The sequence below is a fragment of the Chryseobacterium sp. LAM-KRS1 genome, from assembly GCF_013184525.1.
Lineage (GTDB): Bacteria > Bacteroidota > Bacteroidia > Flavobacteriales > Weeksellaceae > Chryseobacterium > Chryseobacterium proteolyticum.
Genome location: NZ_JAAOIZ010000002.1, coordinates 740,810 through 758,987 on the forward strand (window position 1 = coordinate 740,810; position 18,178 = coordinate 758,987).

Annotated in this window: 13 protein-coding genes and 1 tRNA gene; 6 read left to right on the top strand and 8 right to left on the bottom strand. The window is 35.6% G+C overall.

Annotated features, from left to right (window positions below; genetic code table 11):
* Nucleotides 1-42 precede the first annotated feature (42 nt).
* Nucleotides 43-1,014 carry a YpdA family putative bacillithiol disulfide reductase gene (locus tag G9C87_RS07225; RefSeq protein WP_172279572.1) on the top strand — a complete coding sequence of 324 codons (972 nt, stop codon included), beginning with the start codon at nt 43-45 and terminating at the stop codon, nt 1,012-1,014.
* Nucleotides 1,015-1,037: 23 nt separating this feature from the next.
* Here the strand turns inward: G9C87_RS07225 and G9C87_RS07230 are convergent, their stop codons facing one another.
* Together G9C87_RS07230 and G9C87_RS07235 are read right to left on the bottom strand one after the other, a co-directional pair.
* A complete protein-coding gene (locus tag G9C87_RS07230; protein WP_172279574.1) occupies nt 1,038-3,068 on the bottom strand; it encodes a TonB-dependent receptor in 2,031 nt (676 codons plus the stop codon).
* 24 nt (nt 3,069-3,092) lie between these two features.
* On the bottom strand, nt 3,093-4,271 hold the full coding sequence (locus G9C87_RS07235; RefSeq protein WP_172279731.1) for an MFS transporter: 1,179 nt from the start codon (nt 4,269-4,271) through the stop codon (nt 3,093-3,095).
* A 329-nt stretch (nt 4,272-4,600) separates the two neighbouring features.
* Between G9C87_RS07235 and G9C87_RS07240 the strand changes: the two genes are divergently transcribed.
* Nucleotides 4,601-5,497 (top strand): 3-hydroxyacyl-CoA dehydrogenase, encoded by an 897-nt coding sequence (locus G9C87_RS07240; RefSeq protein WP_172279576.1) that lies wholly within the window; start codon nt 4,601-4,603, stop codon nt 5,495-5,497.
* Nucleotides 5,498-5,580: 83 nt separating this feature from the next.
* On the opposite strand, the gene G9C87_RS07245 is transcribed toward G9C87_RS07240, so the two are convergent.
* Entirely contained in the window at nt 5,581-7,254 is a 1,674-nt protein-coding gene (locus G9C87_RS07245; RefSeq protein ID WP_172279578.1) for a glutamine--tRNA ligase/YqeY domain fusion protein, read from the bottom strand.
* A 158-nt stretch (nt 7,255-7,412) separates the two neighbouring features.
* Here G9C87_RS07245 and G9C87_RS07250 point away from each other — a divergent pair, with 158 nt between their 5' ends.
* The gene (locus G9C87_RS07250; protein ID WP_172279580.1) at nt 7,413-8,546 is read left to right on the top strand and encodes an alpha/beta hydrolase; all 1,134 of its coding nucleotides are present in this window, start codon (nt 7,413-7,415) and stop codon (nt 8,544-8,546) included.
* A gap of 231 nt (nt 8,547-8,777) precedes the next feature.
* Here G9C87_RS07250 and G9C87_RS07255 read toward each other — a convergent pair whose 3' ends face one another.
* The gene (locus tag G9C87_RS07255; RefSeq protein WP_172279582.1) at nt 8,778-9,782 is read right to left on the bottom strand and encodes an o-succinylbenzoate synthase; all 1,005 of its coding nucleotides are present in this window, start codon (nt 9,780-9,782) and stop codon (nt 8,778-8,780) included.
* Nucleotides 9,783-10,799: a class 1 fructose-bisphosphatase gene (fbp, locus tag G9C87_RS07260; protein ID WP_172279584.1), complete on the bottom strand. Its 1,017-nt coding sequence runs from the start codon at nt 10,797-10,799 to the stop codon at nt 9,783-9,785. It lies immediately after the preceding gene.
* A 394-nt stretch (nt 10,800-11,193) separates the two neighbouring features.
* Here fbp and G9C87_RS07265 point away from each other — a divergent pair, with 394 nt between their 5' ends.
* The 3 genes from G9C87_RS07265 to G9C87_RS07275 all read left to right on the top strand — a co-directional run bounded on the left by G9C87_RS07265 (nt 11,194) and on the right by G9C87_RS07275 (nt 14,477).
* Complete coding sequence (locus G9C87_RS07265) at nt 11,194-12,432, top strand: aspartate kinase (protein ID WP_172279586.1); 1,239 nt, start codon at nt 11,194-11,196, stop codon at nt 12,430-12,432.
* A gap of 22 nt (nt 12,433-12,454) precedes the next feature.
* Nucleotides 12,455-14,296, top strand: a complete 1,842-nt coding sequence (locus tag G9C87_RS07270; RefSeq protein WP_172279588.1) for a lysophospholipid acyltransferase family protein — start codon at nt 12,455-12,457, stop codon at nt 14,294-14,296.
* Nucleotides 14,297-14,404: 108 nt separating this feature from the next.
* A tRNA-Phe gene (locus G9C87_RS07275) sits at nt 14,405-14,477 on the top strand.
* A gap of 252 nt (nt 14,478-14,729) precedes the next feature.
* On the opposite strand, the gene G9C87_RS07280 is transcribed toward G9C87_RS07275, so the two are convergent.
* From G9C87_RS07280 to G9C87_RS07290, 3 genes are read right to left on the bottom strand one after another with little or no spacing between them, the layout of a single operon-like run.
* Nucleotides 14,730-15,791, bottom strand: a complete 1,062-nt coding sequence (locus G9C87_RS07280; RefSeq protein WP_172279590.1) for an aldose epimerase family protein — start codon at nt 15,789-15,791, stop codon at nt 14,730-14,732.
* A gap of 4 nt (nt 15,792-15,795) precedes the next feature.
* On the bottom strand, nt 15,796-17,079 hold the full coding sequence (locus G9C87_RS07285; RefSeq protein ID WP_172279592.1) for a galactokinase: 1,284 nt from the start codon (nt 17,077-17,079) through the stop codon (nt 15,796-15,798).
* A 49-nt stretch (nt 17,080-17,128) separates the two neighbouring features.
* Nucleotides 17,129-18,178 (bottom strand): UDP-glucose--hexose-1-phosphate uridylyltransferase, encoded by a 1,050-nt coding sequence (locus G9C87_RS07290; protein WP_172279594.1) that lies wholly within the window; start codon nt 18,176-18,178, stop codon nt 17,129-17,131.

Here is an 18,178-nt window from a genome sequence, read left to right on the forward strand (position 1 = left end):
AATCACCAAAACTAATGCCAGAAAAATAAGTAAATTTGTTATATGGAAGTTTTAGATATCCTCATTATCGGAGGAGGACCTATCGGATTGAATTGTGCCTTAGAGGCGCAAAAAAACAATCTCTCTTACATCATTATCGAAAAAGGAACAATTGTCAACTCCCTGTACAATTATCCTTTGTATATGCGTTTTTTTTCTACAGCTGAAAAACTGGAAATTGCCGAAATTCCGTTTATATCAGCGGCTCCTAAACCAGGCAGGCAGGAAGCTCTGGAATATTACCAGGGAATCACGAGACAGAAGAACCTCAACATTCATCTTTATGAAAAAGTGATCAGAGTTTCTAAAAAAAATGAGATTTTTGAGATTGAATCTTCCAAATCCATATACTATGCGAGGAATGTGATCATTTCAACCGGATTTTACGACATCCCTAACCTGATGAATATTCCCGGGGAAGACTTACAGAAAGTCAGACATTACTATTCCGAACCTTATCCGTATGCCAAGCAAAAGATTGTTGTTGTAGGTTCAAGCAATTCAGCTGTAGATGCCGCGCTGGAAACATACCGCAAGGGCGCGGAGGTTACCATGATCATACGCCAATCCGAAATATCGAAAAGTGTAAAATATTGGGTAAAACCCGATATTGAAAACAGGATTGCAGAAGGAAGTATTACCGCTCATTTTAATTCTGAATTGATAGAAATCAAAGAACATAGCGTTGTATTTAAAGATAAAAACGGAGAGATCAATGAAATTCAAAATAACTTTGTTCTCGCTATGACCGGATATCTGCCGGACTTTGGTTTCCTGATCAATGCAGGAATTGAGCTCCAGGGAGAATGTCTCAATCCTGTATACGACTCTGAAACCATGGAAACAAATATTCAAAACCTCTATCTTGCAGGCGTGGTTTGTGGTGGAAAAGACACGCATTTATGGTTTATTGAAAACTCAAGGTTCCACGCTGATATGATTATAAAGAATATCCTAAAAACAAGGGAAAATTAATAGCTTAAATTTTCGGCAATATTTCAAAAGTCAGCCTTTACACCCAAAATAAAATTCCGTCGGGCAGCAGGATTATAAAAACGATTTCCAAAAGCATTGGTATCAAATCCCAAAACATAATCTGTATTGTAAAGATTTTGAATCTGAAGGTATACGTTCAGCTTAGTCTTTTCAAAATAGACGGGAATTCCCAGTTGTATATTTCCAACGATACTAGATTCAGACCAGACAGAATTGGCGTCATTTAAAGGAATCTTCGAAGTATAGAAATGAGAATAATCTACAGAAACTTTCCTTAACACAATAAAATTAAATAAACTGCTTATCGTAGTTGACGGAACACCCGTTACATCATTTCCGGAAAAATTCTGGTTTCCCTGCGCATAATTTTCAAACCTGAACCGGTAAAAACTACCTGAAAATCTGAACTTAAACCTGTTAAAAATAGTATTATTTACATTAAAGCCTTTTGATTCTATCAAGACTTCTACCCCTCTTTGCTTGATATTTCCCTGATTAATAAAAAACTCCTCGCCTTTCTCATTCTGTCTCCTTACAATAGCATCCATCATCCGAAAATCGAAATAGTTCCCTTCCATAAATAAAAAATTACCGAACTGCTTACGGATTCCAATTTCCTTATTCCATCCATATTCAGGAACAAGGTCCAGATTAAATTCCTGATTAGAAGAACGGATTTCTTCATTAGTAGGTGCTGAATTTCCTTTCCCGATCTTAGCTCTTACTGAAAGTCCTTTTTCCAAAACATAAGTAAGCCCGATATTGGGAAGCCATTGTTTTCTGAAATGTACTTTTCCACTGCCTGTTCCTGGATAAAGCCTTTCCCATTCATAAGAATTGGCGTTCAGGCTAACAGATATATCCGTATATAATCTCTCATTAAAATTTAGTTTCTGGGACAGAAAATAAAATCCGGAAGTATTCTTAAGGTTATCAAAATTTTGAAAGTCTTTTTTTATTCCATTAATATTGTCAAAGTTTCTGACCATTATCGAATTGCTACCTCCTTCAAATCCTAAGCGCCATTCTGCTGTAATCTTATTCCAGTGTTCTTCATAATTGAGGTGTGTCCTTATGGCAAAGTTTTTTTCAAATCTCCTTTCATAATTGGTAATAAAAGGATTTGAAAAATCTACATAAGAGCCCTGCATCATTATAAAATGGGAAAATTTAGGACTCAAGCTGAATTGATTTGAAACACCTGCCAGTAACATTTTATTCCGTATGCCTGCGTCTTGTTCCACGGCACCGGGAAGTGTGGAAGTTGCCGGCCTTGCCTGTTTCCTATCTCTTTGCATCTGCTCTAAAGTAAGTCCTCCGGGAGTTTGGTAGTCCAGATCTGAAAACAGAACCATCGCATTCATAGTCGCTTTCTCACTATATTGAAAATGGTCTTTAAAAAAAAATTGTTTTCTTTCGATGGCTGATTGCTGACGGTAAGAATCACTCCGATAATAATTTTGAAAAACTTCGAGAAAATGTTTTCCAAGCTGTTTTGAAAAATCAAAGCTTTGATTCAATGTTCCGTAACTGCCTATTGAAATATTTGCTGATGTATTTTCGGAAGACCTCGTTTTAAGAAGAAGGGTTCCGCCTGTAGCTGCACCATAATCTCCACCCTCTGGTCCTTTGTAGATCTCCATCCTGTTAATAAGTTCAGGAGAAATAATATTAAAATAGGTATTTCCCGATGCGTCAGAAAGGATAAAATCATCAAGATATACTTTAATATTACGTACCCCAAATGGAGACCTCAGCGTACTGCCACGAACAGAAATCCTGTAACTTCCCGGGGAACGCTCTTCCATTCTTGCTCCGGCAATTTGATTAATCGATTCCAGAAGCCGTTCGGGTGTATTCTGGCTCAAAAGATCTTGAGTAATGACAGCAACAGATTTTGTCGAACGTAAGTATGAAGATGGTTTTTTATAGGCATCAATTTTGACTTCCGAAATCAATTCAGCAGAATCTCTTATTTGGGAAGAGAAAAATGAACTGCAAATGATAAAGAATAAAAAACTGATCCTCACCATTCTACAAATCTAATAAATGATTTCTTAATCAGCCTCTTCTTTCGATTTTTTTTCAGATAACATCCATGGAACAATAAAATAAAAAGCAACTGCAATAAGAGCAGCGAGGGTTCCTGTTCCCAACCATAAAACCTTAAATCCCAGTTTCTCTGCAATCAAAGTTCCTACATAGGGAGTAACAATAAAAGCTATAGAAAATGATATCCCGTTCAATCCCATATAAGCACCTTTATTATTAGAACCTGACCTTAAAGCTGTAATCGTAGACATAAAAGGTAAAGTCCAAATTTCACCGACGCATAGCATTGTCATGGAAATAAGCAACGTTAGCATTGTGTAATCAAAAGCAAGCATCGCGTATGAAAATCCACAGAGCAAAGTTCCTACCAGCATCGTGATTCCCAAGGTGAAATATTTCTCAGCAATCTGAACAAAAGCCATTTCAAGCAATACAATCAGGAAACCGCTATATCCTAAAAGATATCCTATATGTTCCTGGCTAAGGTGAGCTGTATCCTTATAAAATATCGTAAGTGTGCTGAAAAGCTGGAAAAAACATATCGCAAACAACATACAGAAGAAACAATACAGCAGAAACTTTCCGTCCCGGTAAGGAGATCCTTCTTTAACATGAACGGTGCTTTTTTTCATGTTTTGGGCTTTCCTCAGGGCTAATGTATTTCTCTTTTTAAAGAACACAATATAAGTGATACCAGCTATTAATGCAGCCAAGGCATTACTGTAAAAAAGAAATTCATAAGAAATGGCCGATAAAATACCTCCTAAAGCCGGTCCTATAGAAAACCCCAGATTCACGGCCATTCTGTTTAAGGAAAATGCCCGGGTAATATTTTCAGGTCTTGCATATTTGGTGATTGCTACCGAATTGGCAGGACGAAACGTTTCACTTACAATACTTTGTGCAAGGATAATCCCCGCTAATCCAACCTCGGTCGTAAAAAGAGGAATCATACAAAACAAAGGTACGCTAAGGAGCAAACTTAGACTTTGAACTCTATACTCTCCGATCTTATCCGTGATCATTCCTCCCAGCCATGAACCCAATACCGACCCAATTCCAAAAAAACTCAAAACAACACCTGAGTTCTCTATGCTGAAATGTAAATGCGCAGTCATATACACTCCTAAAAATGGGAGTACCATTGATCCGGCACGATTGATGAGCATTACCAACGCCAGCATCCAGCTTTCTTGAGACAGTCCTTTAAAAGAACTTGTATAGATCTTAATTAATTTCACGGGAATAAATTCTTGGGAACGGTTTTCGAAGACACAAAATTAGGCAAATTAAGTCAGAGCATGGTCCTTAAATTTATTTTCTCTGAAAAATAATTGAATCCCCGATTGCAGGAACCATTCAATATAAAAATAATTCAATTGATAATCCAACGGGTTCCTTTACAAATTTTGTAAATTGCAGATAAACCTTGTTGAACAAATACTAATGTAAATCAACAATTTTTCACTATCCAAATTAATTCCATTATTAATGACCACCAAAACAAAATTGTATGAATTTTAAAAATGTAACTGTTGCGGGCAGTGGTGTATTGGGATACCAAATCGCTTTCCAGGCAGCTTTCCATGGTTTTAATGTAACCGTTTATGATATCAGTGACGAAATTTTAGAAAAGGCAAAGGAAAAATTCAATATACTCAGTGAAGCTTTTACAAAAGACTTAAAAGCAACAAAAAACCAGCTGGACACAGCATTTAAAAATCTTACTTATACATCTGATTTGGCAGCATCTGTACAAAATGCAGACCTTTTGATAGAAGCCGTACCCGAAAACCCGAAAATTAAAATCGCTTTTTACAGGAGTGTAGCAAAATTAGCTCCTGAAAAAACCGTCTTCGCAACGAATTCGTCATCATTACTACCCAGTCAGTTTGCTAAAAAAACAGGAAGACCGGAAAAGTTTATTGCACTACATTTTGCCAATGAAATCTGGAAACATAACACAGCAGAAGTTATGGGACATCCGGGGACCTCTTCTAAAGTGTTTGATGATATCATGGAATTTGCAAAAGCCATTGGAATGGTCGCATTACCTATTTATAAAGAACAACCCGGCTATATTGTCAACTCATTGTTGATGCCGTTACTAAGCTCTGCATTGGAATTATGGGTAAATAAAGTATCAGATATCAAAACTATTGATAAAACATGGATGGTGGCCACCGGAGCACCAATGGGTCCTTTTGGGATACTGGATGTTGTAGGCATTACTACTGTTTATAATATTAATAAAATTGCAGCAGATTCTTCCAGATCACCTGTAATGCTTAAAATATCAAAAAAATTAAAAAAGGAATATATTGATAAAGGAAAATTAGGTGCTATAAGCGGTAAAGGCTTTTACAACTATCCCAATCCGGCGTACGGGAAAAAAAATTTCCTGAAGTAGTTTCTCTCATTCTTATACGGATAAAACAATAATAAAAAACAGGATCTATTTTGTAGATCCTGTTTTTTTATATGATTAGAAACTTATTCTGGTTTATAAGAATCTTTCAGTGTCACGGTACGGTTAAATACCAGGTTCTCTTCAGTAGAATCCTGATCTTTCGTAAAATATCCGATTCTCTGGAATTGAAGCGGCTCTCCTACTGCAACATCTTTAAGGCCGGGCTCCGCAAAACCTTGAATAACAGAAACAGATTCAGGGTTCACAAAGTTAAGGAAGTCCACATCTTTTTCTGCATCAGGTTGCTCAACGGTAAATAGCTGATCATAAATTCTTACCTCCACCGGAATTGCATGGTTTGCTGATACCCAATGTAAGGTTCCTTTTACTTTTCTCAAGCTTTCTTCTGTTCCGCTTCCTGACTTGCTCTTTTCATCATACGTTGCATAGATGGTCGTAATCTCTCCGTTTTCATCTTTCTCTACTCTTTCAGCTTTGATGATATATGCAGATTTCAAACGAACCTCACCTCCTAATTTTAACCTGAAGAATTTATTATTTGCTTCTTCTTTAAAATCTTCACGTTCAATATATAGTTCTCGTGAGAAAGGAATTTCTCTCGTTCCGGCATTTTCCTGCTCCGGATTGTTTTCAGTCTCCAACCACTCTTCTTTACCTTCCGGATAGTTTTCAATCACTAATTTTACAGGATCAACAACGGCCATAACACGTTTAGCTACTTTATTCAGGTCCTCACGAACGCAGAAATCCAATAGCTGAATCTCAATAAGGTTTTCTCTTTTGGCTACTCCTACTTTTTCAATAAAATTCCTAATGGATGTAGGGGTAAATCCTTTTCTTCGCATTCCTGAAATTGTAGGCATTCTTGGGTCATCCCATCCTGTTACTACTTTTTCAGCAACTAATCTCTGTAGCTTTCTTTTGGATGTAATCATATAGGATACATTCATCCTTGCAAATTCTCTCTGCTTCGGAGCTACTTTAGGCTCTTCATATACCTGATCCAGATACCAGTTATACAATGGTCTGTGATTTTCAAACTCCAAAGAACATAAAGAATGTGACACTTGTTCCAAATAATCTGACTCTCCATGAGCCCAGTCATACATCGGATAGATTTTCCAGTCTGTTCCTGTTCTGTGGTGAGGTCTTTTCAGAATTCTGTACATTACAGGATCACGCATATTCATATTAGGAGAAACCATATCAATTTTTGCACGAAGAGACATCGTACCTTCTTCAAACTCTCCGTTTTTCATTCTCTCGAATAAATCCAGAGATTCTTCAACAGGACGGTTTCTGAAAGGGCTTTCCACTCCGGGTTCAGTTGGATTTTTTCTTTGTTCTGTAATCACTTCAGACGGTTGCTCGTCCACATATGCTTTTCCTTCTTTGATTAATCTTACGGCCCAGTCATAGAGCTGCTGGAAGTAGTCAGATGCGTACAATTCTTTATCCCATTTGAAACCTAGCCATTCTACATCTTTTTTAATAGAATCTACAAATTCCTGTTCTTCTTTTTCAGGATTTGTATCGTCGAAACGAAGGTTTACAGGAGCGTTGTATTTTTCTCCCAGTCCAAAGTTGATGCAGATGGCTTTGGTGTGCCCTACATGTAAATAACCATTTGGTTCTGGGGGAAAACGGAAACGGATTTGATCTCTGTTCAAACCATTTGCCAAATCATCTTCTATAATTTGTTCAATAAAATTGAGCGATTTTTTTTCTTCTTCCATTATTTAATTAAAAGTTAAAAGTTATATTTTAAATATAACCCATTCGCAAATTTAGCGAAAATTTAGGGTTTATGAAAGGGCTGATTTAAAAGCATATTGACTAAAAATCCAATATTTTTTCCGAAATTTATACCACTAAAACCTATCACAAAATCATTATGGCTGTTTATATCTTAAGTAACAGGAAGATCGTCCGTCATAAAAACGAAACCGTTGATTCATTTTCCAATGATGAATATTCCATTCCTAATTTCAGAATCGCAAAATGTGATTTTACCAATTATAAGGAACCAACTGCTCAGGAAAAGAGAAAAAAAAATTACACCAACAGGAATATATTAAATTATCAGCTTTTTTCAGAACCTGAAAAACAAGGATACCAGGAAGTTCTTGATGTTTTATTAAGCGAAAAAAATATCAAAAAATCAAAAGTTACAGCCGATAACCTGGGAGGAACCCAAAGGATGTTTTATGAATTGTATAAAAACATGTCTTCTACCAAATCCAGAAGTGACGTTTTAATATTTATCCATGGTTATGCCTACGATTTCGACGATGAACTGGAAGCTATTATTGATCTGAAAAAACTGTTTATCGATAGTCCGGAATCTCCAGTTGAGCATATCCTGTTTGTGAGCTGGCCGGCTTCAAGCAGTATTGTTCCGCTTACCTACTTTGACGATAAAGCATCCAGCATTAATTCCGGAACCTCATTAATGAGGCTGTTCTATTTTTACACTCAGTTCCTAAAGGATATTTTTTCCAACCGGGATTTAGCTCCATGTAACCAGAGAATTCATCTGATGGCTCATTCCTTGGGAAACAGGGTGCTTCAAAGTATGCTGTACAGTCTTAAAAGCGAAAATATTCTGAGAGTAATTGATCAGGTTCTTTTATTGAATGCTGATGTAACCTATAAAGTATTTGAAGACTCTGAGGACTCCTTTAACAAACTTCCTTTGCTTGCTAATCGCGTTTCAATTTATTTAAACCGAAAAGATGCCGTTCTGGGAATTTCCCAATTTACCAAAAATATTCTCACTCCGAGATTGGGAAAAAACGGCCCCAGTGATATTGAAAAATTTAAAGATATTGTGTCTATTGTAGACTGTACCTTTATTGAGAACGACCTCAAAGATGGTTTAAAATTTGAGCTAGGAAACCACTGGGGATATCTCTCTAGTTCACAGGTACAAAATGACATTTTTCAGACCCTGAACGGAGTTGATAGAAACCTCATTACCAATAGAATAAGCAATTATGAAAATATTTTCACAATTGTATCAAAATAGTGACTTATACAAAATTAACAATAAAATAACAGAACAATAATTGCGAAAAATTCAATTTGGCACGAAGATTGCTTATATCTAAAGATAGAGAATTAATTAAAATTTCCGGTCATGAAAAAGTTTAAAGAAAAGGTTTCTATTTTAATAGAAAACATCAAAAAAACGATTTTCATAAATGATGAAGTTTAATCAATGTACACCAACAGAAAATAACACAATTTCATGTTGAAATCATGCTTTAAAAAGCAAGCGTTCCCCAATTAGTTCCAAATGATTGTCAAAATTATTAGTAAATAAGCCTCCGGTTCCTAAACCTTGAGGCATTTTACTATTTTTAGTATAGGTATACTGGGCTATTGCATTTAATCCTATATTACTTTCCAGCGCCGAAGTTATCCACCATCCTATATTATTTTGTTCTGCAAGAGAAATCCATTCGTCAGATCCCGAAAAACCTCCAATCAAAGACGGTTTAAGAATAATATATTGCGGTTTAATTGCTTCCAGTAGTTTATTCTTTTCGCCGGTATCAACAATTCCGATCAATTCCTCGTCCAGAGCAATTGGTGTTGGTGTATCGCTGCACAACATGGCCATATCATTCCAATTTCCAGCCTTAATAGGCTGTTCTATAGAATGAATACGTAAATCCGATAGCTGTTTTAAAACAGTCTTTGCTTCTCGTGTATTGAATCCTCCGTTCGCATCAACCCGCAATTCCAAACTGCTTTCCGGAAATTTCTTTCTCAATTTTTTCAGCACTTCATGTTCGGATTCCCAATCAACCCCTATTTTCAATTTAATGCAATGGAAACCTTTTTCAAGTTTTTCCCGGATCTGTTCTTCCATAAACCCGACATCTCCCATCCAGATCAGCCCATTGATCGTAATGGGAATCTGCCCCTGTGTAAATTGACTGGGAAAATACAGATGTCCTCCATTCTTTAAATTAAGGATAGCCTGCTCGTATCCAATCCAGATGGATGGAAATTCTATTAACTCTTCTCTTAAGAATTCAGCAGTCTGCCCGATATTCTCACAAAGCCATTTGAGTTTTTCTTCATAATCTGGTCTGTCATCAAAGCTTAGCCCCCTGAAAACGGCACACTCTCCCACTCCCTTTCTATCATTTTCCGAAATTTCAAGAATAAAAGTTTCTTTTTCATGCAAAACGCCACGAGATGTTCCACTCGGGCGTTTGAATTTTAATAAATATCTGAAGTATTTTGCGATCATTTATTTCACATTATCTATTCGCATAAATTCCTCTGCTTTTTCTACCATAGCAACACTTCCACAGAAAAATGGAATTCTCTGATGAAGTTCTGTAGGCTCAACTTCCAGAATTCTTCTGAATCCATCCGTTGCTTTTCCACCAGCCTGCTCAGCAAGGAATGCCATAGGATTACATTCATAAAGCAGCCTTAGTTTACCATTAGGAGCTTGTGAATAAGAAGGATAAATATAAATCCCTCCTTTCAGCATATTTCTATGGAAATCAGCAACAAGAGAACCAATATATCTTGATGTGTAAGGGCGGTCACCTTCTTCCATCTGACAATATTTCAGATAGTTTTTAACTCCCTGAGGGAATTTGATATAGTTTCCTTCGTTGATAGAATAAATTTTCCCCGTTGCCGGAAATTTCATATTGGGATGAGAAAGATAATAAGTACCCAGAGAAGGATCCAAAGTAAATCCGTTCACTCCGTTTCCGGTGGTATATACAATCATTGTAGAAGATCCGTAAATTACATAACCTGCTGCAATCTGGTTCACTCCTTTCTGAAGAAAATCTTCTAACTGAACAGGTGTGCCCGGCTCAGAAACTCTTCTGTAAATAGAAAAAATAGTTCCCACAGAAACATTCACATCAATATTTGAAGAACCATCAAGAGGGTCAATCAAAACTACATACTTGCTAAGATGCCCATTTCCTACACATTTAATATCAATAAAGTCATCATTTTCTTCGGAAGCAATTCCACAAACTACCTCTCTTTGCGATAATGCCGTGATGAATATCTCATTAGCAAGGACATCCAGCTTCTGCTGCTCTTCCCCCTGAATATTCTCATTACCTGCTTTTCCAATGATATCTGCAATTCCTGCTTTATTTACTTCTCTGTTTACAACTTTTGAAGCCAATCTTATAGCACTTAGAAGTCGGGAAAGTTCCCCTGTAGAATACTGAAAATCTTCTTGTTTATCTATAATAAATTCTCCTAAAGTCTGCAACGATTGATCTGACATATTTTACTTTTTACGATTTGCCCAAATTTCGTAAAATTTATTACAATCTAAAAAAAATTCTTTCAAAAGACATTACAACCTGTATATCAAAAACATACAACATAACAAACATAACATATTGTCTTTAACCTTTGTATAATTGATTCCCGTTTTTGCTCCCAGCTAAATTTCATCAATTCACACTATTATTAACAATATAGCATCATTACGTCGAGATAATATTAATAAATCTGGAATAATATTGCATAAAATCCATTCATCTTATCATTTATCATAAAAATCTTTATCTCATCCTACCCTTCGGGTATTTCATATCTCATTGTAAATTTATAATTTTGACCTCCGTAAAAAACTCAACTATTTTTTATCTAACAATTTTATTTTTAATATTTTAATGAAAATTTTCAAGTTTGGTGGAGCATCTGTAAAAGATGCTGAAAGCGTAAAGAATGTGTCAATGGTTTTAAAAAGCCAGGGATTTGCCAAATGTTTGCTGGTAATTTCAGCAATGGGCAAAACGACGAATGAATTGGAAAAGGTTGTGGAGCTTTATTTCAAGAAGGAAAACTATCAAACTGAAATTAAGATTATTAAACAGAAACATATTGAAATTGCTGAAGGGCTTTTTCAGGAAAATCATCCTGTATTTGCAGAAATCAATTTATTTTTTGACGACCTTGATTCTTTTTTAAGAAGAAATAAATCGCCTAATTACAATTTCGTTTACGATCAGGTAGTGAGCTGTGGAGAAATGATTTCTACAAAGATAGTAAGTGAATATCTGAATGAAATACAGTTTATCAATCAGTGGCTGGATGCCAGAGATTATATTAAAACAGATAATTCTTACAGGGATGGTAATGTAGACTGGAAAAAAACAGAGGAATTTATTTCTACCCTGAATTCTGAAATTTGTTATGTAACGCAAGGATTTATTGGATCCGATGAAAATAACTTCACGGTAACATTAGGAAGAGAGGGTTCAGATTATTCTGCTGCTATTTTTGCTTATTGTATGAATGCAGAGGCAATGACCATATGGAAAGATGTACCAGGCGTAATGACAGGGGACCCGAGAAAATTTAAGGATGTTACCCTTCTTTCCAATATTTCATATGAAGAAGCAATCGAAATGGCTTATTACGGAGCGAGTGTAATTCACCCGAAAACCCTTCAACCACTACAGCAAAAAAGCATTCCTTTCTACGTAAAATCTTTTGTAGATCCTACAAAAGAAGGAACAAAAGTAGGAGCTTCAGAAAAAAACCAGCACGAAGAAACATATATTTTAAAAGAAAATCAGAATCTTTTAAAAATATCTACAAGGGATTTTTCATTTATTGCAGAAGATCACATGAGTCAAATCTTCAGTCTTTTGTCAAGACATAAAATTAAAGTTTCCTTGATGCAGAATTCTGCAATTTCACTAGCTTTATGTTTGGAAGATAAATTCAATGCAATTGATAAGCTGAATGAAGAACTACAGAAAGATTTCAGAACTGATGTAGTTAAAAATGTGTCCTTATTCACTGTAAGAAATGCGAAGATGGATAACATTGATAAATTTTACCAGGAAAAAAGTGTATTATTGGAACAGATTTCAAAGAATACGCTTCAGATGGTAACACAATAAATATAATTGCGACTAAACACATATGAGCTTAATTTCGAAAAACGATTTAATCCAGGCTTCCGGCTTAAGTAAAATAGGGTTCCTAAAGAATCCTGTGGCATCTGCTATCATGAGCGTTGCTAAAATAAATGAAGTCAATAAACTATATGATAAACTAAAAGACAAGGAAGGTAAAGACTTTTTCGATTCATTTGTGAGGGAAAGAAACTTAAGCTATATTGCTTTTGAAGAAGATTTGGCTAAAATTCCCAAAACAGGTCCATTTATTTTGGTATCCAATCATCCTCTTGGAGCAATTGATGGGATATTGATGTGCAAAATATTAACAGAAGTGCGTCCGGATTTCAAAGTAATGGGTAATTTTCTACTGGAGAAAATAAAACCAATGGAACCGTATGTAATTTCTGTAAATCCATTTGAAAACAGAAAAGGTGCTTACAGCAGCTCTTCCGGAATGCGTGAAACTTTAAAACATCTTGAAAATGGAGGATGTGTAGGTATTTTTCCAGCTGGTGAGGTTTCCAATAAAAACAATCCTTATAGTGAGATTTTGGATAAGGAGTGGGAAAAGCCCGCTCTAAAACTGATCAAAATGGCAAAAGTACCGGTTGTGCCCATGTATTTTCATGCAAAAAACAGTACTTTATTTTATCAGGTCGCAAAGATCCATGCTAATTTACAAACCCTGATGTTACCATCAGAAATGATGAATGACAGGGAAAAACCTATCCGTATCAGAATCGGTAAACCGATTGCGGTAAAGGCGATGGATGAAATGGAGACCATCGAAGAGCTGGGTGAGTTTTTAAAGCGTAAAGTTTATATGATGAAATCTTACTACGAAAAGAGAAAATCATTAGCGCAGGTTATCAACCTGCAAAACCTATCGTTAAAATTCCCTTTACTTAAAGAAGAAAATATTGTACAGAATATTATTGATGAAACTCCCAAAGAAAATATTCTTTCTGACATCAATAAGCTGAGAGGTACGGATAAAATGCTTTTCAGTAATGGCAATTACGAAATCTATTTTACAACCTACGAAGAAATTCCTTCCGTAATGAGGGAAATAGGCAGACAAAGGGAACTTACATTCCGTGCTGTAGGAGAAGGCAGCAATCTCCCTTTTGATCTTGATGAATACGATAAACATTATCACCATCTTTTTCTTTGGGACAATACGGCGGAGACACTTGTCGGAGCTTACAGGATGGCTTTGGGTAAAGATGTCATGAAAAAATATGGCATCAAAGGATTCTATACCAGTTCACTTTTTGAATTTGAACAGGATATCCATCCGTTCTTCAAAAAGGTTATTGAAATGGGGAGAGCCTATATCTGCCAGGAATATCAACAGAAACCTCTTCCACTTTTTTTATTGTGGCGGGGAATTGTTCATGTATGCCTGAGAAATTCTGATCATAAGTTCCTGATGGGTGGCGTGAGTATTTCCAATAAATTCTCCGAATTTTCAAAGTCTTTAATGATTGAGTTCATGCGCTCAAATTATTATGACGGAGCCGTTGCCCAATACATTACTCCGAGAAACGAATACAAGGTAAAGCTTAGAGACCGCGACAAAAATATCTTTTTCGAGGAGATGGAATCCGATCTTAATAAGCTTGACAAAATCATTGATGATCTTGAACCGGAATTAAGATTACCTGTTCTGATCAAAAAATACATAAAGCAAAACGCAAAAGTAATCGCATTCAATGTGGATCCAAACTTCAATGATGCTATTGATGGACTAATGTATATTCGAATCAGTGATCTTCCGGAAAGCACGATTAAGCCGGTACTGGAAGAAATGAGTGAACAAATCAGAAAAGAGCAGGAAAATAATCCGGCTGAGAATCAGTAGGTTTTGTTATTCACAGAAAAAAAACGCCTTAATACTTGCGTCATATACTAAAACTTACTACTTTTGCATCACTTTAAAACAACGAAGTAAGACAAACAAAAATATAATGGTTTCTTAGCTCAGTTGGTAGAGCAATGGATTGAAAATCCATGTGTCCCTGGTTCGATTCCTGGAGAAACCACAAACCACCTTTTATAAGGTGGTTTTTGTTTTTATCTAATGCTCAATTTTTAGTATTCTGAAGTATATCGTTTTCCCCTATAATGATTCCTTCCAGAAATAAAGGGGAAAATTTTACTGATTTCATATCTTGATCAAAATATGGCATTAAGATTGAGCTTGTAAAGTTTGAACAGAAGGTTTTGAAGTGTTGTTCTTGAAACCAGTAAGCTTCCCAAAAAATCCATCAACCCATTTTTGACTATAAATCTAATTATTTGGTGTCAATAATTGAGAATTTGTAAATAGTTGAATGTTTATATACACTTCTGGGAGTTAGTACTGGTGATGGAAAATGAGATTGATTAATTGCGTCGGGAAAGTTTTGCGTTTCCAAACAAAACGACTCTCTTTCCTGGTATATGTGATCCTCTTTTCCTTTTTCGTTTTTTATCCAATTGGCAGTATATAATTGTGAGCCCGGCATAGTGGTAAATACTTCCATTTTTCTACCCGACTCTGGCTCTATAACGGTAGCTACTAACTCTAACCTATATATACCATGTCTTAAAACAAAATTATGATCATATCCATTAGCAATAGCAAGTTGATCATGATCACTATCAATTCTGTCTCCAATACATGTCAGGGAGGTAAAATCAAACGGGGTATTTTTTACAGCTAAGATCTCGCCCGTTGGTTCATGATTTTTTGTAAGAGGAGTGTAAAAATCAGCCTCGATCTGCAATTGGTGGTTATTTATTGTTCCACTACCTTCTCCTGCCAAATTAAAATAAGAGTGATTCACAAGGCTGAGTATAGTTTCCTGATCTGTTGTTCCTGAATAATCTAATCTTAATTCATTATTTTCATTAATAGAATAGGTTACTGTTACAGTTACTGTACCCGGATAACCCTCATCCCCGTCAGGAGAAGTATATTGAAAGGTCACTTTTGAGGCGGAAGTCTCTTTAACATCCCATATTTTCTTATCAAAACCAATCAAACCACCGTGCAAATGATTACTCCCATCGTTAACTGTTAATGAGTATTTTTTTCTATTTAATGTAAATTTTCCTTTTTTGATACGATTAGCATATCTACCGCAAATAGCTCCTTGATAAAGTTTATTATTATCAATATATTCTTGTGCTGTATTATATCCTTGTACCACATCTGTCAATTTCCCCTCTTTATCTTTAACATTAATACTAACTATGATTGCACCATAATTAGTTATCTGTACAATCATCCCATTCTTATTTTTCAAAGTGAATAATTGTACTTTCTGATTATTGTGAACTGTATTAAAAGCCACTTCACTGATGATACTCATTATTTCAAAAATCTAATTTGACGGCTCCTTTTTGCCTAATAAATAAAGGATGGCAAGAACCAGCACCAAATAAATGATTTAAAGTTGTAATGTATCTTTCAAGCAAATCTTCAGGAACAAAAGCTTGTATGGTTCCTGCGAATCCTCCTCCATGCACACGCCAAGCTCCACTACCTTTTAATACTACTTCGCTATATGCCAATCCCAATGAAACTGCTTGTTCTTTTATGTTACTTGATACATAAACATTTTGATTGTACATATATGAACTATGCCCAGAATCTATTACCAATTGTAAAAATTTTTTAAAATCATTCTTCTCTAATGCCATTACTTCATCTACTACCCGGTCATTTTCGCATTCAAAATGAATTGCTCTTAAAATAGCCCGATCTCCCACTTTCTGACGGATCGAAGGTGCAATATCCATTACTTTTTCCAAAGTAGTTTCTCTCAGCACACCGCATCCTAAATGGGTTGCAACGTCTTTCATCTCTTTAGGTAAAACAGCATATTCATTATTCAAATTGGTATGATCCCCTCGGGAATCTGTAATTACTAAAGAAAAGCCGGTAGATTCAAAATCAAAATCTACTTTTTTAACAATAGGATTTGCTATATCAGCAAAATCAATGGATACCAATCCTCCTACCGAACAAGCTACCTGATCCATTAATCCACAAGGTTTTCCAAAGAAAACATTTTCTGCATATTGTCCTACACGAGCATTTAAGATGGGATCTAATTTACCTTCGTTAAATAAATGACTAACAATTACCCCAATTAATACTTCAAATGATGCAGACGAACTTAATCCTGAACCTTTAGGAACACATCCATCAATTACGGCATCGAATCCTCCTATTCCATATCCCAATTCCTTTAATCGAGCATTAATTCCGCGAACAAGAGCATCTGGAGTTAAAAATTCATTTTCGTTGGGAGCAAGATGATTTAAATCTACTTCAAATGATTGATAGCCTGAAGATTCAATCCGGATTATATTTGAATTATTTTTAGCTGCAATGGCAATATTATCTAAGTTTACCGCACCCGCTAATACGCGACCATGATTATGGTCTGTATGATTACCTCCAATTTCGGTTCTTCCCGGTGCGCTGAAAACAGAAATCTCTTTATCCCCAAAAACTTCTTTGAAACGGGACAATGTTTTGGTATACCGGACTGCTTGCTGATGTAATAATTCTGAATTCCGCCCATATAATTCTCTAAAAAGGGGGATATTACCATCTTTAATTATAGAATAAATATATTTAATATTTGACATTTTATTTGTATCCAATTTATAAAACAGTCTATTTTTATTAAGAGCTATTTTATTTAATTTTATAATGAATTGTTGAACTTTTTTTAAGAATGTCTGCGCTTTGTTCCGGAGTAATATCTCTTTGTGCTTCTGCCAGCATTTCATATCCTACCATAAATTTCTTCACACTAGCTGAGCGAAGTAAGGGGGGATAAAAATGCATATGAAAATGCCATTCCTCATGTGATTCTAGATCTGTAGGTGCCTGATGTATTCCGGCAGAATAAGGGAAGGAAGTAGAGAAAATATTATCGTATTTCACAGTTAAATCTTTCAATATTTGAGCAAATAAAACTTGATCTTCATGTGAAAAAGCCAGTAGGCTATTTAAAGGCATTTTACTAATAATCATTGTTTCAAATGGCCACGTTGCCCAAAATGGAACCAAGGCCACAAAAGCTTCATTTTCTAATATAATTCGCTCATTAATTCCTATTTCCCTTTGAAGATAATCAGACAGAAGGGTTGTTCCATGTTTATCATAATAGTTCTTCAAATTTTGTTGTGTTCTAGCTACCTGGGAAGGAATAGATAACTGTGCCCAAATCTGCCCATGAGGATGAGGATTACTACAGCCCATAATTGCCCCTTTATTTTCAAAAATCTGAACATGATTAATGTAATCTAGCATTCCCAGATTCTGATACTCTTCTTTCCAGACAGACACAACGTTTGTAATTGCTTCTACAGACATTTCAGGAAGAGTCAATGAATGGTCATGTGAAAAGCAAATTACACGATTAATTCCTCTTTCAGGTTCAGTTTTAAATAATTCATCCTCGGTTTTATCAAAGGTTACTCCTTCGCTCAATAAAGCTCCAAAATCATTATCGAATACATACACACCCTCATACCGGGGGTTTTGGACTCCGTTAACTCTTGAATTTCCCGGGCATAAATAACATTCGGGGTCATATTGATTTTGAACGTTTGGCAATGGTTCTTCCTGTTGTCCTTGCCATGGCCGCTTTGCTCTTTGTGGTGATACTAAAACCCATTCATCCAATAAAGGATTATATCTTCTATGTGGATGATCTTTGCTGTTAAATGAACTACTCAT